This window comes from Paenibacillus sp. P4_A9, from assembly GCF_056402415.1.
In genome coordinates this window covers 12,503-36,941 of the sequence record NZ_JBFUHL010000045.1, presented here as the reverse complement: position 1 = coordinate 36,941, position 24,439 = coordinate 12,503, and the positions used below count along the sequence as shown (strand labels likewise).

Genomic DNA, 24,439 nt, shown 5'->3' with positions numbered 1-24,439 from the left:
GCCGATTTATGGCAGCCTTTTATTAATAAATTGCCGCGGCGTAAGATCTCGGCTATGACGATTGAAGCGACCCATGTGAACCACGCAACGATGTCACTACTAAATGGTTTACCTTTTACGAAACCTACGAATCATAAAAGAAACCAAACCTAGTATAGCCAAAACCGTAAGTAGAATATTTAAATACCTCATGGTTACAGAAGTCTCATCACTTGTAAATTCCCCATGATTTAACGCTTTGTTATATTCTCCACCTCTTTGAACTGCAATCGCTTCTTTCGTACTTATCCCTTTTATCTCAAATAATTTCGTTCCAACTGGAATGGTATTCGAATCACCGTTTCTTTTCGGCATTGGATTCACATTGCGTTTTACTTCTCCGATTTGTTGCCCAATTTGATCCACAGTAATGATTTCTTTCAAAGTGTCGTATATGTTATCGTTCCACAACACGCGATCTGATGGATACGTTGTTGCTTTCGTAGTTGATGTAATTCCAAATACACAGATAGATAAAATAATAAAATATAACCAAATTCGCAGATTAGCCACCTCGAGACCCCTTTTTCCTAATCATCAAAATACCCGATACAAGATACAGAACAGAAGTAATTCCAAACAATTTAAAAATACTCGGGGTCATGGCCATATACAGACTTATAGGAACCGACCAGACAAATGCAATAAACATAAGGGATGTCTTGTTTATAACAGACCCTATCAATGCTACACAAGCTGGAACAAAAAGCGTAAATAATGTTATTAACAAAACGTCATTTTCAGCACGCTCATGCGTGTATGGATTAATAAAAATACATACAATCCAAAGTATCATTGAACCAATTGAAGCTAGTAAACCAATGAGCTTCGTTATTTTCATACTCCATCTCCCCTCCAAAAGCCCGTCACGACCTGCCCCGAAGCCCACTCCAAGACAACTGCCTAAGCTCCGATGCGGTTTGCCCTGTCGTCTTTTTTACTAGACGGGCGAAGTGATGTGATGTCTTGAAGCCGCACCGATACGCAATCTCGGTAATGCTGAGGCCCGTATTGGTAAGCAGCGCCACGGCTTGGTTCACACGATAATTCCAAACGTACTGAATCGGCGTCGTTTGCTCGTGTTGTCTGAACAGGCGAACTAAGTGCTCGGATGATACGCCTACAACCTCGGCCAATTCATTCAGTGTAAACTCATTCGCGAAATGCTCAGATATCCAGGAAATCGCAGCATATACCGCAGGATGCTTTTCTTGCTTTTGTAATGCAGCTTTGGATTCTGAGGGGTACAACTGTAGTGCGGCAAGTCCCAAGCTGATTAGCAAAGGGTCTGTAGCAGCTGTATCCTGCACAATCCGCAGCATAAGATCCAAGAGACGATTCATATTCTCTGACAATGGGAGACACTCAGGCAGTGCGGAAAGCTGCTCAAGGACTTTACTGTCCAAATCGGGCACATGAACAGCGATCCATCGATGCCAGGTATCCTCTGTTTTGGAAAATGTAAAATATTCCTCATGCCCAGGCATTAACATAATGAGATGTCCAGGTTTAACATGAATCGTTCGATCACCTATGGATACATCCATTTCACCGGAATATAGCATGACAAGCTGAATATCCGGCTGGATGCGCGGACCAAATCGACCTCCAGGCGGATATACAATGGATCCAGCATTTACAGACTCTATCATATTAAGTGAGATGATTGTGCTATCCGTTTCCCTCATATGAATCCCCCCTTTCCATATAGTATACCCTTTAATCATTAAATATCAATTACAGACACATATATGCTAACCTCAGCCATTGTCGATAAATCCAATTYATCGTAATCTAAAGGAGAAGGAACATACAGTATGAAACATAAGGAGTGTACGCCATGAATAAGACATTCACATCCCCATTAACACCGCTTACTCATGATCAAATTGAATTTTTCAAAGAAAACGGATATTTCCTATTCAAAAAAGGTATGAGTGACGATTTAGTTGATGCCTTTAACGGACACATCTACGACATCCGTCATCAAGAGTCTGTTCCCCAATGGGCCGACTGTGAAGAAAGTAAGAAGTTCTCGCTTCGCTTGTTCAATCCGCATAAACATGACAGTTTTTCCCGTCAATTAATGAAACACACCATCGTTCGCGGCGTATTAGCCCAGCTGATGGGCAAGGAAGCGGTATGTGTTCAAAGTATGTACTTTTATAAAGAGCCTGGATCGCCAGGACAAGCAGCTCATCAGGACTACTATTATATTAAGAACGATCCCATGACGATGATTGCAGCTTGGACGGCCATGGAAGAAAGCGTGGACAAAGAGAATGGCTGCTTATGGGTGTTGCCCGGTACGCATAAACTAGGCCTGCTGCCGCATGGTGCCGTCAAAAATCTCGAAGAACACGAACATTGGACCGAGGAAACTGAGGGGATCGATACCAGTAACCAGATTCCAGTTATCATGGAAAAAGGCGACATTTTATTTTTCAGCGAGCTGCTCATTCATTCCTCCACGAAGAACCGCAGTAAGGAGCGCTGGCGCCGATCCTATGTGTGTCACTATATTCGAGAAGATTCCAATATCCTGTTCCGCGAGGATCTGCGTCAAAAATACCCGTTGTACTAGTAAAAGGAGAAATTAAAGATGAATAATTTCCGTTTGGATATGCAGCAGTCCTGGTGGGCGATGGGCGGACTAGGCGCCAATGGCAAAGAATGGTCGACAGAAGAGCGATTCGAGAAAATCGCAGAAGCCGGTTATACAAGCATATGCGGTTGGATTCCTGCCAAACCAGACATGGACACGTGGCATCGGCTTCTGGATAACTACAAGCTAGGGTTTAGCGCTTTAGCCTTTCCGCGTACAGTAAAGGATATCCGAGATACACTTGATGCTGCAGCAGCCTTTGGCCGTGTTTCTTATATCAACGCACAAGTTATGGACGCATTCGTTGTTGATAACGAAGCCGTTCGGTTGCTCGAGGGGATTTTAGTTGCTTCTGAAAAGGCTACCATGCCTGTTTATATCGAGACACACCGTGGGACCGTCACACAGGATTTGATTCGTACGGTCGGTTATTGCAATTCGATCCCCCATTTGCCGCTGACTATCGATCTTTCACATTATGTCGTTGCAGGCGAAATAAACAGCAGTTCCGATAACGTCGAGGCACTATTCGATCGCCTGCTCATGCAGACGTCTTGCATTCATGCCAGAGTATCCGATGGCGAGAAAGTACAAATCGATGTTGGCGCTGAAGGCGATCACCCGATGCTCGGCCATTTCAAGCGATGGTGGCGAAAGGCGATGCAGAACTGGCTCTCCAACGCCAGCCCGGGATCTGCTTTACCTTTCGTAACAGAGCTGGGACCTATCGGTAACTATGCCATGACTTATCGGGATGCCTCTGGGCGAGAGATAGAGGCCTCCGATCGTTGGCAGCAAGCACTTTTATTCAAATCCATAGCTGAAACCATATGGAAGGAAGTAACGTTGGAAGTGTCCACTGCGAATAAGTAGACAAAAACTGCCACAGGCATTTGCCTGTGGCAGTTTTACTTGATTCTTGCTTATTATGCTCCTATTTATGCTGAATTTCCTTCTTACTATTGCATCTGTATCGTTGTCATACGACCGAACTCTTCTAGTGTGATTGCGTTCTTGGATGCCTAGTCAATATAAGCAATCATTTGCTCAAGTTTTGCAATGAAAACGGTTTCGTCATCCCCCAAGATAAAGAGGAGATCCATAACGAGCAGTATCGAAGGAGTTCCTCCCCATGACGAATCCGAAGAAGCTAGGTTTGTTTGCCATTACATGGCCTTTATTTATTGAATCGTCACTTCTTGTGTTCATGCGGACCTCGGATACGTTCATCGTGAGTCATGTGTCGGATGAAGCCGTTGCAGCGGTGGGCGTCAGCAATCAGCTCATCATCTTCTTATTCTTGCTGCTGCAAGTGATTTCAACCGGTACGGCCATTGTCATTTCTCAATATATAGGTGCGAATAAAATGAAAGATGTCAAGAAATTTGCCGCTGGAGCCATCTCGCTTAATAGCCTATTCGGCTTATTGATCAGCATTTGTATCGTTTGCTTCAGCAAACAGCTGCTTCAGCCCTTCGGCTTGGAACCAGAGACACTCGAACAGGCGCGCATATTCCTATCGATCGTTGGCAGCGCCTTATTTATTCAAGCCATCAATCTGACCATTGCGGCTATAACACAGGTGCATGGTTATACCAGATATACAATGATCGTCAGCTTGGGAATTAATCTCGTCAATTTGGCCGGCAGTATTTTATTTATTTTCGGTCCTCTCGGCTTTCCAAAGCTCGGCGTACCAGGTGTCGCCATATCGGCCGTATTCAGCCAATTACTCGGACTGGTTGCCTATAGCATGCTTTTAAGAAAAATCGTTCGATTGAACTTATCCTTCAGCGACTTTTACAAAGCGAAATTCGCAGATATGAAAAAAATATTGTCAATTGGGGTTCCAACAGCTGGGGGGCAACTTGTCTATTCGGTAAGCCAACTTATGACGACCTATTTTATCACTCAGCTGGGTGCTGAGATGCTTTCCACTCGGATTTATACTCAAAATATCATGACGTTCATCATAGTGCTGGCCATTTCCTTGGGACGGGGGACTCAAATCATCATTGGTCGACTGGTGGGTGCAGGTGAAAAGGAGGAAGCTTACAAGCAGTTGTTTCGTAGTTTACTGCTTAGCTTATTACTTTCACTTGCCGCAGTTACTCTGACCGTTGTGTTCAGAAAACAGTTGATCGGCCTATTTACGGACAACACCGAAATTATTGCATTGGGAGCATTATTACTGACGCTTGGTTTCCTTTTAGAGCCAGTACGTTGTTTGAATATTGTAATCGGTGAATCTCTTCGAGCTGCGGGTGACGCGCGATTTATAGTCTTAATGGGCATGTGTGCCATATTAGGGCTGTGTGTCCCGCTTACATATTGGTTCGGCGTGCATTTGGGGTACGGGTTGATAGGGATGTGGTGCGTGTTCATCATGGACGAAGCAATTAGAGGAATTGTGCTATTATTCCGCTGGAGAAGCAGAGCTTGGGAGAAAAAAGTGTTGGTGAGCAGTGAGGAGATGCGCTAGTTTTGGTTAGCGTGGCAAAGACAGCCGATATCGGCTGTCTTTTTATGGTCTGTATGAACATTCCCCTCCGAGCTATAGTTAGCCGTCATATACGTCAGCGATTGATATGCGAAGAAAAATGGATCAGTGGATAATAGTACCACGAATACGAGAATCTGGGGGTGTACACATCCGCTTGGTCGGCCAGCTGCAAGACTGCTTGTGGCCAGCACAATTCATACTCGGCCATTGGCGCTTTCGCTTCCTTCGAGCCTTGTTTAGTAACTGCTATTAGAGCAGTCGCCGCTCTTGGCTCATTCGTTAACAGCGCCATTTCCAGCTACAGCGTGTCAATTCAGCTAGCTGCTCGACATTCAAGCTGGAAATTCCAGCTACAGCGTGTCAATTCTGCTAGCTGCTCGACATTGAAGCTGGAAATTCCAGCTACAGCGTGTCAATTCAGCTTGCTGCTCGACATTGAAGCTGGAAATTCCAGCTACAGCGTGTCAATTCACCTTGCGGATCGATATTGAAGCTGGAAAATCCAGCTACAGCGTGTCAATTCAGCTTGCCGCTCGGCATTCAAGCTGGAAAATCCAGCTACAGTGTGTCAATTCAGCTTGCGGATCGATATTGAAGCTGGAAAATCCAGCTTCAGCGTGTCAATTCAGCTTGCCGCTCGGCATTCAAGCTGGAAATTCCAGCTCCATTTATTCTATTTAATCCATATACTTATAAATTCCGGCGTCAAACAAAAAAGCACCCCGCATTGTGGGTGCCTCGGATTTCAATATCTGGTCTCTTTTCGATCGAAATCATGAATCTGCCCGACCCTGAATAAGCTGCTTGTCATTTTCCGGCCAAGGCATAGCATAGGTTGGCGTATTCGCGAATCGCTTCATGCCTAGGCAAAGCGTAATGCCCGTCCCCTCCGGCAATACCACATGGAGCCACTTTCCGTTCACCGTCGTCGTCCCAGTGATTTCACCGTTACGTCCGATGATTTCGCCGTTTTTAAACTGATGCTCGCCGAACACGCCAGCTTGAATAATGAGCTCGCGTTTATCGAACAAGCTCGTGTTCACGAGCTGGATTGTAACGGAGTCTTGCGTCAATTTTTCGACTAATGCTGAAACGCCTTGCGGCAACCCTGGCCGCTTCAGAACCGCATCGAAATAGCGAACACGGCCGTGCTGCAGACCTCCGTGCGAAATATGCATCGGTCCCCCTAGCGTCAACTGCACGAGACCTTCAAAGTAGACAGGACACATTTCTTGCCAAATATGAATGGCGGAATACATGCCTTCATTATAATGCTCCGTCCAGGTGTACGGATCGCCATCAGGCGCACGCATTTTAGCTAATTGGTTGCCAATCATTTCGTAGTTGGCGCTTAAGATCTGCTCTGGATAGCCAGGATTCAGCCCGCGAATATACTGATACCACGGCTGAGTGTTGCCGATGTAATGCTTCGTTTCCCTACCTGTTTTCGGATCGCGGCCTGAAAATTGAGGTACGATCACTTCGTTCCAATTGTGGTCTTTCGGGATGCGCTCAATTCGATCCATATCTTCATCAGTCATCGACATCGACCATAAGTAAATCGGATATTTCGGTTGCGCTTCGCGGTAATCTGTCCAGCCGCTGTCAAAATGCTTGTACGGTACGAGCCACTTGCCATCCTGCTCCTTGCGTAATTCCCAGTTCCGATCAAGCTGTTCTCTCGCAAGCTGAAGCTTATTCAGATCTCCGCTCAGCATCGCTGCGTTCATACATGCGTTCGTCAACGGCTCGATAATCGTCATGAACCCGTGCGGCCAGCGCCAGCCGTAATAGCCGCCCCACCATTTACCCTCGTTGTACTCCCCGATTTGATCTGTTAGTCCGACGTTATCGGGAATAATGCCGCCATTGCGATTGCTTCGCTCCTGCCAGGCTTCCAGATAAGCGACAACCAAATCTCGCAAGTTTTCATCGCCGTTTTGCATGAACGCATGCGTGACCAGACCGGTCGCGTTCAAGTTCAGCGGAACGTCACCTCGGTTCATACGTTCGTTCATCATGGAGATTAGGTGTTTATACACCTCATCGTTAGACCAAGCGCATTTGCCACTGGCGAAATCAACCCCGGGGATATCTTCATACGGCGCAAGATAATCATCCAAAATGCCCCGGTGTGTGCTCCAATCCTCCTCATTCACAACAAACCGCGGACCGCGGCTGCCGTTGAGCGGCGAACGGATCAGCTTCCGCTCCTTGTCATAATTGGGCGCTTCAGGGTCATCACCCGTGTACATCTTCGCGAAGGTCGTTGCTCGCTGGCGGTCTTTCAGCGTTGCCGGCCCCGCTAACCCGAGAAAGTACAAATATAGGTAGCCTTCGCCGTGGTGCATCCAGTCATAATAAGCGTCAAAATCCCGGTGAATTTGGCCGTACTGCGTCCATTGCCAAGTGATGCCGTCGAAAATTCGGCGCGATATTTCATGCAGCTCGCTGCTACCCCCAAGCATGTATAGAAGCGCCAAATTCATAAACCCCTCATAAGGATCATCCGAACCGTCCATTCCCGGCCAATGATCAAACCAAATGAGCGTTCCTTCCGGACGTGTATAGCGGGCGACGAATTCTTTTGCCGCTTTGTTCAACGTGTCAAATAGTAACTGCTCCTGTAGCGCCCACTGCGGCGGGACTACACGTTCAGAGGCGGTGATACTTGCAATTAAGCTCTTCATTCTTTATCCTCCTTATAAATACCTGACCCGTTGCCGATATCGATCAATTAATTCTCTGTTATGTCCGTCTCCTCCGTCCCGATTGGCACTAACCAATACMGGAGGAACAGTTCCTCTTTGCGTCAATTCATCAACGATCGCCACCGTTAAAGCTTGAATCATTACAATGCCGCCAATCGTTGAAGTCGGCCCTATTTTATTCAAAGTGTCGTCGTAAGACAAGGTGGCATCACCGTGCACCCCGCAAGTATCCAATACAATATCGCCAGCTTCGTACAGTTTTTTTCCGCTCGGATGACGCGATGCCGTCTTCAAGGAATGATCCATATTTGTTACCGTAACGACGAACAATCCCCGCTTTTTGCTTTCCAGTGCAACCTCGATCGGGACGGCGTTAATGCCTGAATTGGAGACGATCACAATGACTTCTCCCGGTCGCAAGTCGTAACCCGTTAGCAATACTTCCGCATAGCCAGGCAACCTCTCCAGCATTGTGGCCCGGCCTACATTAAGCTCCATCAACGACGGTTCAAGCATCGCATTCACGCAAGCAAGTCCGCCAGCGCGATGAAAAACTTCTTCCGCAATCATATGAGAGTGGCCGCTTCCAAAAACGTGCATAATGCCACCCTGCTCTATCGAATCCGCAATTTTGCTGGCGACCTCAATAAGGGCATTTTTTTGCGTCGATTGAATGCTGGAGATTTGCTCTTGAATGTTTCTGATATATTGATCGAGCAACATATACAATCACCTTCTGTCATTTTTATTTAAAAAAGTTCGCCGCCGCCCCTAAAATGCCAGCAGTTGTCGGTAATTTTGATTGTAAAATACTTACATTTCCATTAATAAACCTTTCTCTCACCGTGTTTCTTGTAGATTCCAACAGCAGATCGCCAGATTGACTGAACCCGCCGCCGATAATGATCGTCCCCACGCCGAAAAGATGAATACAATTGACCAAGCTGACACCGAGAAGCTTCCCAGCATCCTGAAATACTTCATTGGCATAATGATCACCTTGAATAGCAGCTTCATAAACAAGCAATGAGTTCAAGGTTCGCGACTGTACCCACGCTGACAAGATTGAATTTACTGATCCAAGTTCCATCCGAACTCGATCCAAAATCGCAGTAGCCGAAACGTATGTCTCCAGGCAGCCTCTATTTCCGCATATACAAGGTTTTCCGTCAGGAATAACACTTGTATGTCCGATATTGATAGCCGGTCCACAATCCCCATGATAGATTTGCTGATCAACCACAAGACTTGCGCCAACTCCGGTGCCTAAACAAATATATAGAAAAGAGGATTGATTGATTCCCGCGCCATATCGCCATTCACCTATGGCGCCAGCTGTTGCATCGCATTCCAATTTAACAGGTAGCCTCAGCTGATGCTGCATCATTTCGACAAGCGGAATATCAGTCCAGCCCAGATTGACTGCAAATTTTACAATGCCGAGGTTGGTATCCAGAATGCCCGGACAAGAGACACCTACGCCCGCAAGTTGATTCCTGACATTCAACCTTTCAATAAACCCTGCAACTTCTTGGGTAATGAATGTGATATCTGCTATCTTCGTTTCGTCTCGGTGCAAATTCACGGAATAATGGTCGATGACTTCGCCTTGTTCATTGATTAGTCCCATCTTGAGATGGGTACCGCCGATATCGACGCCGATCGCCAGGCTCTTTTTGGAAAACATTTCACTCATACGTCCGCCTTCTTTCCAATCGATCCGCCCCCTGTTTCCCATCCCATTAACCGATGAAATAACCGCCGTCCAATGGAATTTCAGCACCGTTGATCCAAGCAGATTGGCTGCTGGCCAAAAAGGCGATCACATGTGCGATTTGTTCCGGGCTAGTAATGTTGGGCGCCGTCTTTAAAAGATGTTCCGCTTGTTCCTGCGTGTGGTTCGTCATATCTAACCATTTGTTCAACAGCGGTGTTGCTGTTCCTCCCGGCATGACGGCATTCACACGAATACCTGACTCGCGCAAATCGAGCGAAAGTCCGCGTGTCATATGGTTTAAAGCAGCTTTCATCGCGTCGTAGACGAGATTGTTACGGCTGTTCACAAGCCGGTTGATCGAGCTGACATTGATAACGACACCGCTGCTGCTTTCTTTAAGCCACGGAAGTGCTTCCTTAACAAGGAAAAACGGCGTCTTCACATTCACAGCAAACAGTGAATCCCAGTCTGCGTGTTCGATACTTTCAAGCGGTTTGTTGCAGATGAGCGCCGCATTGTTGACAAGGATATCCAGTGCCCCCCAGTGCTGCGTCGTTTGTTCAATGATCTGCCTTGGTGCTTCCAGAGAAGACAAATCCATCTGCACAAAAATGGCTTCTCCTCCAAGTGAGTGGATCTCGTCCACCACTTGACGTCCGCGTTCTTCGTTCATCCCATGCACGGTTACTTTGGCACCATGGGAAGCCAGCTCAATTGCCGCTGCTTTGCCAATGCCGCTCGTTGATCCGGTTACGAGTGCTATTTTGCCTTTCAGATCTTTCACACAAATCACCTCTTATAGATAGAGTGATATCCACTCCCGAATTTAATTATGAGTACTTTCTTTCAACTCCTTGAAATAATCGCCGATCCTTATAACCTGACTCTCCAATCGCGACTTCTCAGCGGCAAACGCCATCAGATGACTCTGCACAGAAGCCCGTGCGCCAGTAAGTCCAGCTTCTTCCCCATCTCGGCTCACTAGTCGAATGAAGTCTCGCATGATGCCGTGGTCGCCACCGCCATGCCCTTCCAAGGGAGCCTTAATCTCAATCGTTTCAGTCTCGCCTGTAATAAAGCTGCTTACTTCGATGACGTTTTTCTCCATGTCGGCTCTGATCTGACCTCGTGTTCCCATCAGCTTCATGGATCTGCCTCCTTCTTTGGTGAAGGCACACATTGTAAAGGCGACGGTAACCTCGTTCGCGAACTCGAGATTGACGACCTGATGATCGACCACATTATTATCGCAGTGATATACGCATCTGCCGTATGGCCCATTTCGCAAAGCTTGGAGGACTCCTTCTTTACTATCATCATTACTGACAACTTTTCGCAGCACAGAACCTACCCAGTCCTCTCTTTCCAAATACATTTTAGGCGCATAATAAGGACATTCATTCTGGACAGGACAACCATCCAAACAGTACATTGGCGCACCTTCTGGGGCACTTTCGGAACGAAAATGCGTTAGTGATCCGAATGACGACACCTTCGTACACTCGGCATCCGCTAGCCACAATAAAATATCCATGTCATGACAGCTCTTCGCTAAAATCATCGGACTCGAAGTTTCGGAGTTTCGCCAGTTCCCTCGCACGAAACTGTGCGCCTGATGGCGGTGTTCCACATTTTCGGTATGCTGGATCGAAATGAGTCTGCCAATCGCTCCATCGACGAGCAATTGCTTTAGCTTCTTATAGAACTCGGTATACCTCAGCACATGGCAGATGGAAAACACGCGTTTATATTTTTCGGCATACTCGCCCATCTGGACACATTCGGTCGGACTTGGTGACATCGGCTTTTCGAGTAGAACATGATACCCTTTCTCCAAGGCCCGAATCGCCGGCTCAAAATGCATTTGGTCCTGCGTGCAAATCAATACCGCATCAGCGATTTTCGGCCCTTCAAACAGCCGCTCCCAGCTTTCGAATACATTTGCATCCTCAATAGCGTGAGCCTGTTGGAAACGCGTCCTTCTGATGGGATCAATCTCGGCAACCGCTACAAATTTCACTTCATCAGGGTAGTCGAGTGCATAGGAAGCGTAAGCATCAGCGCCTCTTTGTCCCGCTCCAATTAATACCGCAGTCATAGTTGTCATTTTGAAATTCTCTCCTTTTAACGATAAGTCAACTTTATAGACCTGATCATACATGTTGGCTTAACATTCGAAAACAATAAAAAAACGAAATTTCTTCGATTTATAGCGAAAATAAGCTCCAAAAAAATGATTTTTAATAAATTAGTAATTAAAGCTTGGTCAAAAGAAAAATTAAAGGAACCTTGCATGTAATCACTACAAGTAGGATTACATGCATAGTTCCCCAATTACTAACACACGTTAGTACTTTAGCTTCAGTTACTTATTTAGCAGCTTTCCAAGCATCCAATTACTTTTGTTTCTCAGCAATAATTTTGTCTGAGCCTGCTTTTTTCAAATTTCCCAAGAATTGCGGCAAATACTTCTCAGGGTCTACGGAACCGCATTGGTGCGACTTTCTTGTAATGCTTGCCCTCGACGCCCCAGACAAGTGTGTTGTAAATTTCTTTGTCGGTGTTTAGCAGATTAAGGAGCATCATGGCTCTYTCTTTGTTTGGCGAATTCGCAGATAAACTTTCTATGAAAAATATCCTCAGGTATTCCGTCTCTGCTAAACGCACAAATAGCCCGATACGAGTCCCATAACTCATATCGGGCTATTTTTCCCATGTACAATGATTCTTACAGCTTGATCGATAGAGTTTAACTCCATTCAGCCTTTCACGGCTCCTGAAGTCATCCCCGCGATGATATATTTCTGACCCAGTAAATATACGATGAGAATAGGCACAATCGTCAGTACGATAACTACGCACATATTGTTCCATTGTGAGTAGAAGGAACCATAATAATTGTACATGGCCATAATCATTCCCCACTTTGTCGAAGAGTTCAAATAGTACAGGGGAATAACGAAATCGTTCCAGCTCGTTAGAAAATTAATGATAAGCACCGTGGAGGTCACTGGCTTTAATAGTGGCAGGATCACCTTTCCAAAGAGCTGACGTCCACTACAACCGTCAATAATTGCAGCTTCATCCAGTGCCCGAGGAACCCCGTGAATAAATCCATAGTATAAAAACACACTAAAAGGCATGAACATAGCAGAGTACAATAAAATGATGCCGGGCATTGTGTTCAGAAGATGGAGCAATTGCATGATTTTAAACGTTGCTACCATGTTCATCGGGGCTACTAATCCTAATAAAACAATATAATAGATCGCTTTGTTCAAACGAGTTCTGTTCCTGGAAAGTACGAATGCAGACATAGAAGAAGTCAATGATGTCAATATCACCGTTGAGGTTGAAATGAGCATACTATTTAAGAAACTGCGGAATAAATGGCTACCTTGAATCACTTTAACATAGTTATCTAAGTGAAATGAACTCGGCCAAGCGAAATTCATAGAATTTGCTTCGACAGTGGGCTTAAAGGAATTAAGGAGCACCAAAAATACAGGAACCAAGACGAGCAGCGTTAATATCCACATCAAAACTTCTTTCGAGAGATAGGTTATGGTTGATGATCTCATGAAATTTCCACCTCATTTGCTTTCGTAAATGCTCCTAATACCGCAAATGAAATGATCGTAATGAATACAAACATAACAACGCCAAGCGCGGTAGCGTAACCGTAATCCCCTTTTGAAAACTCATTAAATACCGTGATGTTGATAACCTCAGTTGCTCTGCCTGGTCCGCCATTCGTCAATGGATAAATCATATCGAATACCTTAAGTCCAGAAATGACACCGAGAACGGAATTAATGGAAATCGAAGGCATGAGCAGCGGCAGGGTGATATGCTTGAATTTACCCCAGAGATTTGCCCCGTCGATGTCTGCTGCTTCATACAAGGATTTCGGGATCATCTGCAAACCTGCCAGAAATATCGCCATTGAAAACCMGCTAGCCTTCCAAATCTCTACAGACATACTCGACCATAACGCTAATTTGGGCTCGGCAATCCAAGCATGTGCCAATGAATCAAGACCAACCAACAAAAGAAAGTCGTTAAGTACGCCGGTCGGATGAAATATTTGCGCAAAAATGATACCGATGATGAGCGGTGAAAGCGTAATGGGCATGAAGAAAATCATACGCAACACATTTTTAGATCGGATTCCCTCATTTAACAATAAGGCAAGAATCAACCCCAAAATAATTTTAAACACCGTCGTTCCAAATGCATAAAGTATCGTGCTATTAAAAACTTTCAGCGTGCCCGTGCCCGCAGACCAAATTTGTTTGTAATTATCTAAGCCAATAAATTTCATCGTATCGCTCATGGAATTCCAATTCGTAAACGAGTAATACAAGCCCATGATGCACGGCAGTAAAAACAAGATTATATAGATTAGCAGCCCCGGCACTAAAAAACCCCCGGAATACACTTTAATGTTTCTCATAGGAATGTCCCCTCTTTATAAAAAGATCCTGTTAGATGAGAACAATTTTGGCTAGCTCTTCATCTAACAGGCCTCTGTTCTACTCAAGTGCGCTGTATTTAATCTTTATTTGGCATTTGCATTAAAAAGTTTTTGGCGATCTGCATCAAAGGCTTCCAGTAATTGTTTAGGAGTCTTCCCGCCTAATAACATATCAATGACGTATTTTCCTTCCGTCGTGTTATCCCAGAATTTAATGCCATTCTCCATGGACATATTAAATTTACCATTTGAATTTGCAGTTAATTGCTTCGATTTTTCCGATTCCGCTGATGGGAACGGCTTCATTCCTGGAAGAACATCTTTACGGGCATCATAGTACGTCTTTAAGTTATCTTCTTTGCTAATAAACTGAAGATACTGTTTGGCAGCATCGAGATTTTTGCTATTCTTATTCACAACTCGCATTAGCTCGACTGTAGGCGCATACATGTTATTGCCTGCAAACGGTACAGGGAACATGCTCCATTTGGAATAATCGCCTTGCGGATCTTTCTCTTTGATGTAACCGTCCCAGATAGCAAAGGAGAAGAACATCCCGTATTTCCCGGATTTCAGAGCATCAGGCGCTTTATCCCAAGTATCCGACAAGGAATCTTTACCGAAATAGCCTTTGTCATACACTTGTTTTAATTGTGTAAGGTACGTTTCGAATTCTTTGACATCGGCAAATTTAGCTTGATTACTATTCAATTTATCATATAGGCCTGGTGTATTGTTGTTAGCCAATGGTCCGATGACGGCGAACCATAACCCTGGATGCCAGTTATCTTTGAGCGGTTCATAGATTGGATTAATTCCGCTAGCTTTGAGTTTTTCGCATACAGCAATAAATTCCTCATAGGTTTTCGGTACTTTTAAGCCTAATTTATCGAAAATTTCTGTATTATACATCATGCCCCAACCCTTTTGACCAACGCCAGTGGGCCAAGCCAAAATTTTGCCTTCATAGTTGACGCCAAGTTTAGCCATCTCATCTAAATTTTTGACCCAAGGCTCACCCGACAAATCCGCAAAGTTTTTATCAGGGAGGAATTGAAAGGCGTTAGCCGCTCCCCAAGTAAAGAAGATGTCAGGACCTTCGCCTGCTGCAAGTCTAGTTTTGAGAACGTTTGCATATTGGTCTTCAGCCATGACTTGAAAGTCAATTTTAATTCCCGTTTCCTTCGTAAAGGATTCAGCAAGCTTTCGATCAACATCTTTAACCCAGTCGCCAATAGACGCGATGTTGAGTGTAACCGCTTTACTTGATTTAGCCCCTGTTGCGTTGTCCGTTCCGCAAGCGGCTAGAAAAATAATCATAGTGAGCAGTGAAATCAATATTATGGAAAAACGTTTTATTGAACTCTTATTTTTCATCTTGCTTTCCCCCTGATTGATTGGTTTAATAAGTGTGACTGGCCAGTCAACTTTGAATTTATTATAATCTTCTAGATTCTTTTAATAAATGCAGGATATCTACTTGTCGGCGTGGATTAAATCTACTTTTGGAGGTTCGCATCGTGTTGAAGTCCAAATCCATCCAAGCAAAGCTATTTTCAAGCTATTCGATTTTAATTACCGTTATCGTGATCACTCTCATAACATCTTTTTATTTTTATACGGCAAATGCATTTAAGAAAGGTACTTCTACCGCTATTCAAAAGAACGCCGAGTACATTTCCACACAATTGGACGCCGAACTGATGAGTATGAATACAATATCGCTAAAAATTATGGCTTCTATTCCCCTGCGTGAATTATTTTTTGAAAACGCTACCGAAGAAACGTCTCTTTTTTATAATCAAAAACGCCTTAACGAGATCCTCCTGTCCATTACAGGTCCAGTTGTTCCAGTTCACCAGATCAATATATTTAAAATGAACGGAAGCTCCTTTGGGTTTGGAAGTTATTTTATTTCCAATTTCATCCCGCCCAATAATTTGAATTCGATTTCCTGGATTAGAAGTACACTTGATTATGACGGAAGCAAATTCATTACCTTACCGCATGTGGATGATTGGGGATTGTCCAAAAAAATAGTCATCTCCTTAAACAGGGCATTTTCCGAATCTTACGGTCAGGAAGTCAATAGCATTATTGAAATACAGCAAAATTATGACAGAATCGCAGCCATTGTTGAAAAGTCTATGCCCTCAAAGACCACCTATATAATAGATCAGCAGAGCAACATCATTTACCCCTATTCGGAAAGTTCAGGCCAAGATGATGATAACACGAAAGGAATCATAGCGCTTTACGCAGCCAAAATGAGGTCGCTTCAATCAAGTACAAACAGCTTCACTGTCAATAATTCCTATAACCATAACAAAGAAATTGTTGCGTATTTCAACTCCGAGTTTTCGGGTTGGACAGTATTTGTAGCCGAATCAGAAAATCAACTACTCAAACCAGTGATTACATTTCGTAATTATACACTCCTCGGCGGGCTGTTGATCCTATTGCTCACGCTCTTATTTTCCTATTACGTTTCTAAAGGCCTAACCATCCCGATTAAGAAAATTTATCATTCGATCAACAGACTAAATCTGGATTCCTTATCACAGAAATCGCCTTTGAAATTTCGCAGCAACCTAAATGAACTTGAAGTGCTCAATCAGTCTTTCATGGATATGTGCGAAAGATTAAAGAGTTCTCTCGAAACCGTCGTTTCATCACGTTCCCATGAAATACAAGCCCGTATGCATGYGCTGCAATCTCAAATGAATCCGCATTTCTTGTATAACACGCTAACCATTATCAGTATCACTGCTGAGAAAAATAACCAGACCGAAATTGTCAAAATGTGCGAAGATCTTTCAGACATGCTTCGATACATTGTCAGCGATTCTTCTTCTCCTGTTACCATTGCCGACGAACTTACGCATACAGCAAGTTATTTGGATCTCATGAAAAAAAGGTATTTAAATCAGTTTCATTGCACTGTGGATATTCCTGAAGAAATGCTGCAATTGTTAATCCCGAAGTTAACGATTCAACCGTTAATAGAAAACTGCTTCAAATACGGGATACACGTACCTCCGCCATGGGCTTTCTCCATAGTCGGAGCCTTTAGCTCTGATAAATGGACGATTACCGTGCGCGATAACGGCAAAGGCTTCACGGAGGAAGCGCTTCAAACGCTGCGAGCCAAAATAATAAATAATGTTTCCTATGATAGCGAGCACGCTGACAAGGCGCAAGAAATCGGACTCGCCAATATTGCTTACAGGATGCGATTGTTTCATAATAACCATTCTATCTTCGAGGTGTACAATCATCCTGAAGGCGGCGCATGCGTGACAATTGGGGTAACTTACGCGAAAGGAGACCTGCATCCATGATCAACTCCAATATTCCTATCCATGTACTCATTGCAGAAGATGAACCTGTCATTCTGGAGCACATTAGCCGCAAGGTAGAAGCGGCGGACCCTGCATTTATCGTCATCGATCGCGTACAGAACGGTTTAGAAGCGCTGGCATCCATGAGCCGCCAGCTGCCCCATGTACTATTGACTGACATCCGCATGCCGATGATGGACGGGTTGGAACTCATTAAGTCGGTTAGAAATCAATATCCGAATGTGTATATCGTGATTTTAAGCGGGTACAGCGAGTTCACATATGCCCAACAAGCGATGCGTTACGGCATCGCTGATTATTTGCTAAAACCTCTTAAATCCAAGGAACTGCAAGAAACTCTGCTTAGAATCAGGAATGCGTTGGAGTCAGCCATGCCTGAGGTGAACAAAGCGGCGCTCTCCCCTCCTATGGAGGGCGATACTTCAACAGAGACGCCAGTAGATTTAATCGAAACCATAGAAGTCTATATGAATGAACATTTTTCAACGCCGATTACCTTGGAATCTATTGCTCAGAAATTCAACTTTAATCCTTCGTACTTCATCCGTCTATTCAAAAAGTACAAGGAAGTTACGCCGACTCAGTATATCATTACACTGCGTATGAACGAAGCGAAACGACTGATGACAGTCCGTCCGGAGCTTGATTTCAAACAAATTGCGGAACGGGTCGGTTATACCGATTCTCATTATTTTAGCCGTCTATTTAAAAGCACAACTGGCATTAGTCCTTCCGAATATCGAGCCGGAATGAGAAATCCCCCCTAGAAGCACAAAAAGAGCTTGGCCATCGCAGCCGCCCAGTAGGCGCGCTTGAAACGCCAAGCTCTTTCTCATTCACAAAATCCGTTATTTCTTCACTAAACCGTGCGGATCAATCACGAATTTACGGGAAACGCCACGGTCGAACTCTTGATACGCGTTCGGAGCATCGTTTAACGTAATAAGCGTTGCATTAACCGCTTTCGCAATTTGCGCTCTGCCGCTCAATATCGCCATCATAAGATCGCGGTGATATTTCATCACCGGCGTCTGTCCAGTAACAAATGTATGGGATTTCGCCCAACCTAAACCAAATCGGATTTTCAACGTCCCGATTTTGGAATCCTCGTCTACAGCACCCGGATCTCCTGTTACATAAAGTCCTGGAATGCCTAAGCTCCCGCCTGCACGCGTTACTTCCATAATCGAGTTTAAGACGGTAGCCGGTGCTTCTCCATGAGATTTGCCATGACCATGCGCTTCGAAGCCTACACAGTCGATCGCGCAATCCACTTCCGGTGTCCCCAAGATTTGCTCGATTTGTTCCGCTAAATTGCTGTGCTCACGAAGATTGACGGTCTCACAGCCAAAGCTTTTGGCTTGTGCAAGGCGCTCCGCGTTCAGGTCGCCAACGATGACAACAGCTGCGCCGAGCAGCTGAGCAGAATGCGCTGCAGCAAGTCCGACCGGACCAGCGCCTGCAACGTAAACGGTTGAGCCTGGACGTACGCCCGCGCTTACTGCCCCATGATAGCCTGTTGGGAAAATATCGGAAAGCATGGTCAATTCAAGAATTTTATCCATAGCCTGCTCTTTATCCKGGAACTTCAAAAGCTGGAAATCCGCGTAAGGAACCATCACGTATTCCGATTGTCCCCCAACCCATCCGCCCATATCTACATACCCATAGGCAGAACCAGGACGATCCGGATTCACATTAAGACAAACATTCGTGTTGCGTTCTTTACAGCTACGGCAGCGTCCACAGGCAATATTGAACGGTACGGAAACTAAATCTCCTTTTTTTATAAACTCTACATCGCGCCCTACCTCTATCACTTCACCTGTAATTTCATGGCCTAAAATGAGTCCTGACGGCGCCGTTGTCCGGCCCCTAACCATATGCTGGTCGCTGCCGCAAATATTCGTCGTGACGACTTTCAGAATAACACCGTGTTCACATTTGCGCCCTACATTTAAAGGGTTAACGCCAGGACCATCTCGTAAGATAAGATCTGGATAATTCGTATCTCGAATTTCAACACTTCCTGGTTTCGAATAAACGACTGCTCTGTTGCCTGACATGTCCATCTTCCTCTCGTTTTTAGATCATATTGACTCAGCTAAGCGCTTACTTAACTGTGAACAATCAATTTCGCTTTCTCCCATTGCTCTTCAAGAATGCGTTTAAACAAAAGCGTTTGCTGCCAACGGTCCGAAATTTCAATCTCTTGTCCATGCTCAGTGCGCCGTGTAATCGAATAGTAGTGTGGTGGACCCAGCTCGCAGCACAGTGGCAATACATCCCCAGGTTGCGCTTGCTCCAACCAATACGCCATCCCCTTACACCACCAACGGGTAAAGTTCTTTACTGCCGGATGATCGCCATTTGCGCCGATATCGATCTGAACTTGTTCACCATTTGAAATACGGGCATGCATCCCGGCAGTACGCTTCAGAATTCGGTCAAAATACGCTTCCGTTTGTTCACTGGTATCATTCATTTCCCCCGCCACCACGTAATGCGACAGATCGATGGTAAAACGAAGATCCGGAAGCGCGTCTGCATACCCAGCCGTACGGATCAAATCCTGCGTTATCATACCTCGATGTGTTTCGATAAAATTGGGCATTTTCGCTTCTTCCGATACTTTGAGCAGCTCGTCTAATAGTCGAATGGCTGCTGCATCGATCACGAATGAATCCTTCACCTGTGAATTGAGAAATTGGACACGGCCGAACTGTTTCGCAAGCTTGATGGATGCCATCATATCTTCCACGTTAGCTGGGTAAGCCAGTCCACTGAAGGTCAGCTTATAGCGATCCAGTAAGCGGTGCCAAACATCCATCTCCTCCGGCACTGGAAGAAATCCGCTGATCCCCGTAAATCCAGCTTCAGCAATTTTCTCGAACTTTTGTTCCATCGTCCATTCTTTCCCGTTCTCTCCAAGTTCCCACATGGCCCACCAGGATTGCTGAATATCCAATTTAGGCCGTTCTAGGGTCCCGCTTGATACGCGATTCCATTGACTCAATGTGCCCACCTCTTCTCATATCCCTTTTGAAAACGTCGTTCTTATTTCCATTTTAATTCTTATCAGCGCACATGTATTCAACCAGAATCTACAATCTTGTAACCAAACTCACACCATGCATATTTAGGCGTTAGTGGAATTGATTCAGGATTATAACGATAGTGATTTTGGTTACATCTTTACTATTTTAGGCTAAATACTTCTTGCCTCGTACCGTTTATAATTCAGTCATATACCCTAATGAAAGGGATTACAGTCAACGGAGGGAATTCAATGAATAATGAATTTAAAAAGAGGGATTATCGACTCACAGGACCCGAGAACAAGGCCGCACAAGATAAAGGATTGACGGAAGCCGAGTGGTATTCGAGTCCTATTCCACGAAAGAGAATGAAAGAGTTAATGCAACGAAGCGACGGTCCCGCCATTCGCGATACCTTTTTCTGGTTTGCCTTGCTTATAGGTTCTGGCACTCTTGCTTACTGGTCATGGGGAACTTGGTGGGCGATACCGGCATTTTTACTTTACGGGATCTTCTATGCGACTCCTGCCGATTCCCGCTGGCATGAATGCAGTCATGGGACAGCTTTCAAAACCCCTTGGATGAACGATGTCATCTATCAGTTCGCATCGTTCATGAGTTTAAGACCAGCAACGCCTTGGCGCTGGAGTCACACGCGTCATCATAGCGATACGTATATCGTTGGACGCGATCCTGAAATTGCAACGGAAAGACCACCCGTGTGGCGTGTCCTTTTGATGGAATATGCACGACTAGTTTCGGGACCAGCCGATATCAAGAAGATGTTCATGCATGCCTTCGGCCATATCGAGAAAGAAGAAAGCGAATATATCCCGCAATCTGAATATAGAAAAACGTTCTGGGAAGCCCGCATCTATTTGCTTATTTTCGCTGCCGTAATAGCTGTGTGCTTGTACACGGGAAGCTTCATGCCAGCTATGTTCGTCGTATTGCCCACTTTCTATGGCGCGCTCCTTGCGTTATCTTTTGGAATCACGCAGCATATCGGCCTGAATGAGGATGTTCTTGATCACCGGTTGAATTCTCGGACTGTGTATATGAACCCATTTTTTAGATTCCTATACTGGAATATGAACTATCATATTGAGCATCATATGTTCCCCATGGTTCCTTACCATATGCTTCCTGCCTTGCATGAAGAAATGAAAGCCGACTGCCCTCCAGCATGTCCAAGTTTGTGGGCAGCGAACAAAGAAGTGTTCCACGCGATTCACAGACAGCAAAAAGATCCGATGTATACAATTGCACGTCATTTGCCTAGTACGGCTACCCCGTACAGATATGGCTTGGATATTGCAGGTGCCCCCCTCGTCCCAAATGCTGTAAATTCATGATATATTTAGGAGGAAAACAACATGAGTCAACTTGAAGGTTGGATTGAAGTTTGCGGCGTAGATGATATTGATGAGGAAGATGTAATTCGATTCGATCATGGCGATCGATCGTTTGCTATCTATCGTTCAGACAAGGACAAATATTATGCAACCGATGGATTTTGTACCCACGAGAAGGTCCACTTATCCGGCGGATTCGTCATGGGACATATCATCGAGTGCCCCAAACATAACGGCCGATTTGATTATACAACTGGACAGGGTAAAAAAGCCCCCGTTTGCGTTGACCTGAAAACATATCCCATTCACATCGATTCAGGCACTGTTTTTATCAAAATAAACGAATAGGAGACTCCCATGTCACAAATCGGAATGGTTATCATCGGCGCTGGAGAAGCAGGCTCTAATGCAGCTTTGGAACTCAGAAATCAAGGGTGGGAAGGCCCCATCACACTCATCGGCAAAGAAAATCGGACGCCCTACGAGCGTCCTCCTCTTTCCAAAAGCGTCATGACGTCAGAAAGCGACCCGTCACCCACATCTATTTTAGATACTGAAAAGCTTGCTCAGCTTAACATTCAATACTTGTCAGAAAGCCATGTTGTGCAAATCGATAGGCCGAACCATGTTGTTCACTTAGAAAACGGAGAACAAATCCCATACAAACGTCTGCTGCTGGCTACTGGAGCCAGCCCTCGTAAGCTTGTGATGGAAGGCTCCGATACATCGAAAGCCTACTATTTAAGAACTTTCTCTGACGCACTTGCCATTCGTTCCCAATTACAAGAAGGCAAGCACATTGCCATTATTGGCGGGGGATTCATTGGGCTTGAGATTGCGGCGAGCGCAAGAACTAGGGGTTGTTCGGTGACGTTAATCGAAGTAGCGCCACGCATCTTGATGAGAGGCGTTCCAGAAGAAATAGCCAACTTAGTGGAAGCAAGGCACCGTGATGCCGGAGTAGCGTTTAAGCTAGGCATAGGCATTACGAGTATCGACAACACTTCTGACGACAAACAATGCATTACGCTTGCGGATGGCAGCATCATCCATTGTGATACACTCATAATCGGGATCGGCGCAATCCCTGAGACTTCGCTGGCTGTTGCATGTGGGTTACATACAGAAAACGGGATTTGCGTGGATGAACATCTGGCCACGAGTGATCCAGATATTTATGCGGCAGGGGATTGTTGCTCTTTCCCTCATGGTCTGTATGCCGGACGGCGCATTCGGCTTGAAGCCTGGCGCAATGCGCAAGATCAAGGCATTCATGCTGCGCAGAACATGCTAGGCGCTGCCGAGCCTTACCAAGCTGTACCTTGGTTCTGGTCCGATCAATATGACCAAACCCTGCAGGTAGCTGGATTAACCGACAGCGGTGTAGCGACTGTGAAGCGCGAAAGCAATGGGGGCAATCATCTATTCTTCCATCTTGCGGCTAACGGTACATTAGCGGCTGCAAGCGGGATTGGCCCTCAAATTGGCAAGGAAATCCGTCTAGCTGAAATGCTCATTGAGAAGCAAATCAAGCTTGATCCCGAGCAATTGGCACGGGCGGATGTCAAACTAAAATCGCTTTTGAACCCTTAACGATCCGGCGTATCCTTGTATAAGGTAGCAACGAATTGGCTAAGGCTAAGGCCAACCTTTCGCTTAAATATTTTTCCGAACGAATGAATATCCGAGTAACCCACTTCCGTTGCGATACTTCCAAATGACATGCCCGACTGCAATGCTAATTCTTTCGCTTTTTCTAGTCGAATCCAGACCAAATATTGCAGCGGCGACATGCCAAAGGAATTCCTGAATTGCAAAATGATATAGTTTCTGCTCCAACCGCTTAGCTGTTCTAATTCTTCATGTCGAAACCCTTCACGGAGGCGGCTGTCAATGAAATTGCGGATTAAGATCAGCTTCGCGGTTCCTGCAGATTCTTCTATAACAGATGCCGCTGCTTTTCGATTGTTCGCATCAGCTAGTGACAGTAAAATGCCCATCAGCAAATGTTGACACCGCTGTTGGTGATAGATGCCAGGCTGACGATAATGATGGATCAATTCCAAAAATTGATTTTCGATCGAGCGCTCTGAGAAGTTCCCCATATAATGCGGATTGTCTATCCCCTCCCGCCTGAATCCAATCAAATCAAGAACTGGAAATTCCGTATTCCCAAAGTGGAACACAATTGATACACAAACATAATTTTTTCCTGGCAACGTCTTTATTTGATGGAGTTCTTCTGGGACATAGAAAAGAAGATCACCCTTCTTCGTCGTGTAATCAATACCCTCAATCTGGCAGTTCGCCGAACCTTCTATGACGTATTGCAGCTGAAATTGCTTCAAAACACGCGGATTCAAGGACCACCCCTCAGGAGCATGAAACAAATGTGCTAGCGTTATATAGGGTGGGAAATAGCTTTCCTTCAGATTTTCCAGCGTTTCAGATGGATCAAGTGTGTACAGCTTGTTCTGCATGTTGCCTCCCATTGTACTTAAGCTTAGATCACCCTTATTCTACCACTAAAATCTGGGTTTGCAGAAGTAGATTATCATGAAATCCGCCAAAATCAAAAGGACCGTCAGGGTGAAATTGATCCCCCTGACGGTTTTCTTAATTGCTATTGAAG

General features: G+C 45.1%; 25 protein-coding genes. 9 read left to right on the top strand and 16 right to left on the bottom strand.

Annotated elements, in window-relative coordinates; all coding sequences use genetic code 11:
* Nucleotides 1–108: 108 nt before the first annotated feature.
* From AC1DVJ_RS22890 to AC1DVJ_RS22880, 3 genes are read right to left on the bottom strand one after another with little or no spacing between them, the layout of a single operon-like run.
* Complete coding sequence (locus tag AC1DVJ_RS22890; protein ID WP_477593635.1) at nt 109–552, bottom strand: hypothetical protein; 444 nt, start codon at nt 550–552, stop codon at nt 109–111.
* A complete protein-coding gene (locus AC1DVJ_RS22885; RefSeq protein WP_477593633.1) occupies nt 545–880 on the bottom strand; it encodes a hypothetical protein in 336 nt (111 codons plus the stop codon). The genes AC1DVJ_RS22890 and AC1DVJ_RS22885 overlap by 8 nt, the downstream gene beginning before the upstream one ends.
* 25 nt (nt 881–905) lie before the next feature.
* On the bottom strand, nt 906–1,727 hold the full coding sequence (locus AC1DVJ_RS22880; RefSeq protein ID WP_477593631.1) for a helix-turn-helix domain-containing protein: 822 nt from the start codon (nt 1,725–1,727) through the stop codon (nt 906–908).
* A 152-nt stretch (nt 1,728–1,879) separates the two neighbouring features.
* On the opposite strand from AC1DVJ_RS22880, the gene AC1DVJ_RS22875 reads away from it, so the two are divergent.
* From AC1DVJ_RS22875 to AC1DVJ_RS22865, 3 genes are all read left to right on the top strand, one after another.
* A complete protein-coding gene (locus AC1DVJ_RS22875) occupies nt 1,880–2,623 on the top strand; it encodes a phytanoyl-CoA dioxygenase family protein (RefSeq protein ID WP_477593629.1) in 744 nt (247 codons plus the stop codon).
* Nucleotides 2,624–2,641: 18 nt separating this feature from the next.
* On the top strand, nt 2,642–3,517 hold the full coding sequence (locus AC1DVJ_RS22870) for a sugar phosphate isomerase/epimerase family protein (RefSeq protein ID WP_477593627.1): 876 nt from the start codon (nt 2,642–2,644) through the stop codon (nt 3,515–3,517).
* 259 nt (nt 3,518–3,776) lie between these two features.
* The gene (locus AC1DVJ_RS22865; protein WP_477593625.1) at nt 3,777–5,126 is read left to right on the top strand and encodes an MATE family efflux transporter; all 1,350 of its coding nucleotides are present in this window, start codon (nt 3,777–3,779) and stop codon (nt 5,124–5,126) included.
* 94 nt (nt 5,127–5,220) lie between these two features.
* Here AC1DVJ_RS22865 and AC1DVJ_RS22860 read toward each other — a convergent pair whose 3' ends face one another.
* Entirely contained in the window at nt 5,221–5,439 is a 219-nt protein-coding gene (locus tag AC1DVJ_RS22860; protein WP_477593623.1) for a hypothetical protein, read from the bottom strand.
* Between the two features lie 143 nt (nt 5,440–5,582).
* On the opposite strand from AC1DVJ_RS22860, the gene AC1DVJ_RS22855 reads away from it, so the two are divergent.
* Nucleotides 5,583–5,828, top strand: coding sequence for a hypothetical protein (locus tag AC1DVJ_RS22855; RefSeq protein WP_477593621.1), 246 nt, complete (start codon nt 5,583–5,585; stop codon nt 5,826–5,828).
* A gap of 92 nt (nt 5,829–5,920) precedes the next feature.
* Here the strand turns inward: AC1DVJ_RS22855 and AC1DVJ_RS22850 are convergent, their stop codons facing one another.
* The 9 genes from AC1DVJ_RS22850 to AC1DVJ_RS22810 form a co-directional block, all read right to left on the bottom strand.
* Nucleotides 5,921–7,837, bottom strand: coding sequence for a DUF8034 domain-containing protein (locus AC1DVJ_RS22850; protein ID WP_477593619.1), 1,917 nt, complete (start codon nt 7,835–7,837; stop codon nt 5,921–5,923).
* 12 nt (nt 7,838–7,849) lie between these two features.
* Nucleotides 7,850–8,581: a sugar isomerase domain-containing protein gene (locus AC1DVJ_RS22845; protein ID WP_477593617.1), complete on the bottom strand. Its 732-nt coding sequence runs from the start codon at nt 8,579–8,581 to the stop codon at nt 7,850–7,852.
* 22 nt (nt 8,582–8,603) lie between these two features.
* A complete protein-coding gene (locus AC1DVJ_RS22840) occupies nt 8,604–9,596 on the bottom strand; it encodes an ROK family protein (RefSeq protein WP_477593615.1) in 993 nt (330 codons plus the stop codon).
* A 4-nt stretch (nt 9,597–9,600) separates the two neighbouring features.
* Complete coding sequence (locus AC1DVJ_RS22835; protein ID WP_477593613.1) at nt 9,601–10,359, bottom strand: SDR family NAD(P)-dependent oxidoreductase; 759 nt, start codon at nt 10,357–10,359, stop codon at nt 9,601–9,603.
* A gap of 42 nt (nt 10,360–10,401) precedes the next feature.
* Nucleotides 10,402–11,682: a Gfo/Idh/MocA family protein gene (locus AC1DVJ_RS22830; RefSeq protein ID WP_477593611.1), complete on the bottom strand. Its 1,281-nt coding sequence runs from the start codon at nt 11,680–11,682 to the stop codon at nt 10,402–10,404.
* A gap of 289 nt (nt 11,683–11,971) precedes the next feature.
* A complete protein-coding gene (locus AC1DVJ_RS22825; RefSeq protein ID WP_477593609.1) occupies nt 11,972–12,112 on the bottom strand; it encodes a DUF3502 domain-containing protein in 141 nt (46 codons plus the stop codon).
* A gap of 222 nt (nt 12,113–12,334) precedes the next feature.
* Complete coding sequence (locus tag AC1DVJ_RS22820) at nt 12,335–13,156, bottom strand: carbohydrate ABC transporter permease (RefSeq protein ID WP_477593606.1); 822 nt, start codon at nt 13,154–13,156, stop codon at nt 12,335–12,337.
* On the bottom strand, nt 13,153–14,031 hold the full coding sequence (locus AC1DVJ_RS22815) for a carbohydrate ABC transporter permease (protein WP_477593604.1): 879 nt from the start codon (nt 14,029–14,031) through the stop codon (nt 13,153–13,155). Before AC1DVJ_RS22815 ends, AC1DVJ_RS22820 begins: the two co-directional genes overlap by 4 nt.
* A gap of 105 nt (nt 14,032–14,136) precedes the next feature.
* Nucleotides 14,137–15,429: an ABC transporter substrate-binding protein gene (locus AC1DVJ_RS22810; RefSeq protein WP_477593602.1), complete on the bottom strand. Its 1,293-nt coding sequence runs from the start codon at nt 15,427–15,429 to the stop codon at nt 14,137–14,139.
* Between the two features lie 143 nt (nt 15,430–15,572).
* Here AC1DVJ_RS22810 and AC1DVJ_RS22805 point away from each other — a divergent pair, with 143 nt between their 5' ends.
* Together AC1DVJ_RS22805 and AC1DVJ_RS22800 are read left to right on the top strand one after the other, a co-directional pair.
* Nucleotides 15,573–17,393 carry a sensor histidine kinase gene (locus tag AC1DVJ_RS22805; RefSeq protein ID WP_477593600.1) on the top strand — a complete coding sequence of 607 codons (1,821 nt, stop codon included), beginning with the start codon at nt 15,573–15,575 and terminating at the stop codon, nt 17,391–17,393.
* A complete protein-coding gene (locus tag AC1DVJ_RS22800) occupies nt 17,390–18,181 on the top strand; it encodes a response regulator transcription factor (protein WP_477593598.1) in 792 nt (263 codons plus the stop codon). Before AC1DVJ_RS22805 ends, AC1DVJ_RS22800 begins: the two co-directional genes overlap by 4 nt.
* Before the next feature lie 81 nt (nt 18,182–18,262).
* Here the strand turns inward: AC1DVJ_RS22800 and fdhA are convergent, their stop codons facing one another.
* Entirely contained in the window at nt 18,263–19,480 is a 1,218-nt protein-coding gene (gene fdhA / locus AC1DVJ_RS22795; protein ID WP_477593596.1) for a formaldehyde dehydrogenase, glutathione-independent, read from the bottom strand.
* Between the two features lie 50 nt (nt 19,481–19,530).
* A complete protein-coding gene (locus AC1DVJ_RS22790) occupies nt 19,531–20,430 on the bottom strand; it encodes a sugar phosphate isomerase/epimerase family protein (RefSeq protein ID WP_477593594.1) in 900 nt (299 codons plus the stop codon).
* 273 nt (nt 20,431–20,703) lie between these two features.
* Between AC1DVJ_RS22790 and AC1DVJ_RS22785 the strand changes: the two genes are divergently transcribed.
* From AC1DVJ_RS22785 to AC1DVJ_RS22775, 3 genes are read left to right on the top strand one after another with little or no spacing between them, the layout of a single operon-like run.
* Entirely contained in the window at nt 20,704–21,807 is a 1,104-nt protein-coding gene (locus AC1DVJ_RS22785; RefSeq protein WP_477593592.1) for a fatty acid desaturase family protein, read from the top strand.
* Between the two features lie 21 nt (nt 21,808–21,828).
* On the top strand, nt 21,829–22,155 hold the full coding sequence (locus AC1DVJ_RS22780; RefSeq protein ID WP_477593590.1) for a MocE family 2Fe-2S type ferredoxin: 327 nt from the start codon (nt 21,829–21,831) through the stop codon (nt 22,153–22,155).
* A gap of 9 nt (nt 22,156–22,164) precedes the next feature.
* Nucleotides 22,165–23,400, top strand: a complete 1,236-nt coding sequence (locus AC1DVJ_RS22775) for an NAD(P)/FAD-dependent oxidoreductase (protein ID WP_477593588.1) — start codon at nt 22,165–22,167, stop codon at nt 23,398–23,400.
* On the opposite strand, the gene AC1DVJ_RS22770 is transcribed toward AC1DVJ_RS22775, so the two are convergent.
* The gene (locus AC1DVJ_RS22770; RefSeq protein ID WP_477593586.1) at nt 23,397–24,287 is read right to left on the bottom strand and encodes a helix-turn-helix domain-containing protein; all 891 of its coding nucleotides are present in this window, start codon (nt 24,285–24,287) and stop codon (nt 23,397–23,399) included. The genes AC1DVJ_RS22775 and AC1DVJ_RS22770 overlap by 4 nt on opposite strands.
* Between the last annotated feature and the right edge of the window lie 152 nt (nt 24,288–24,439).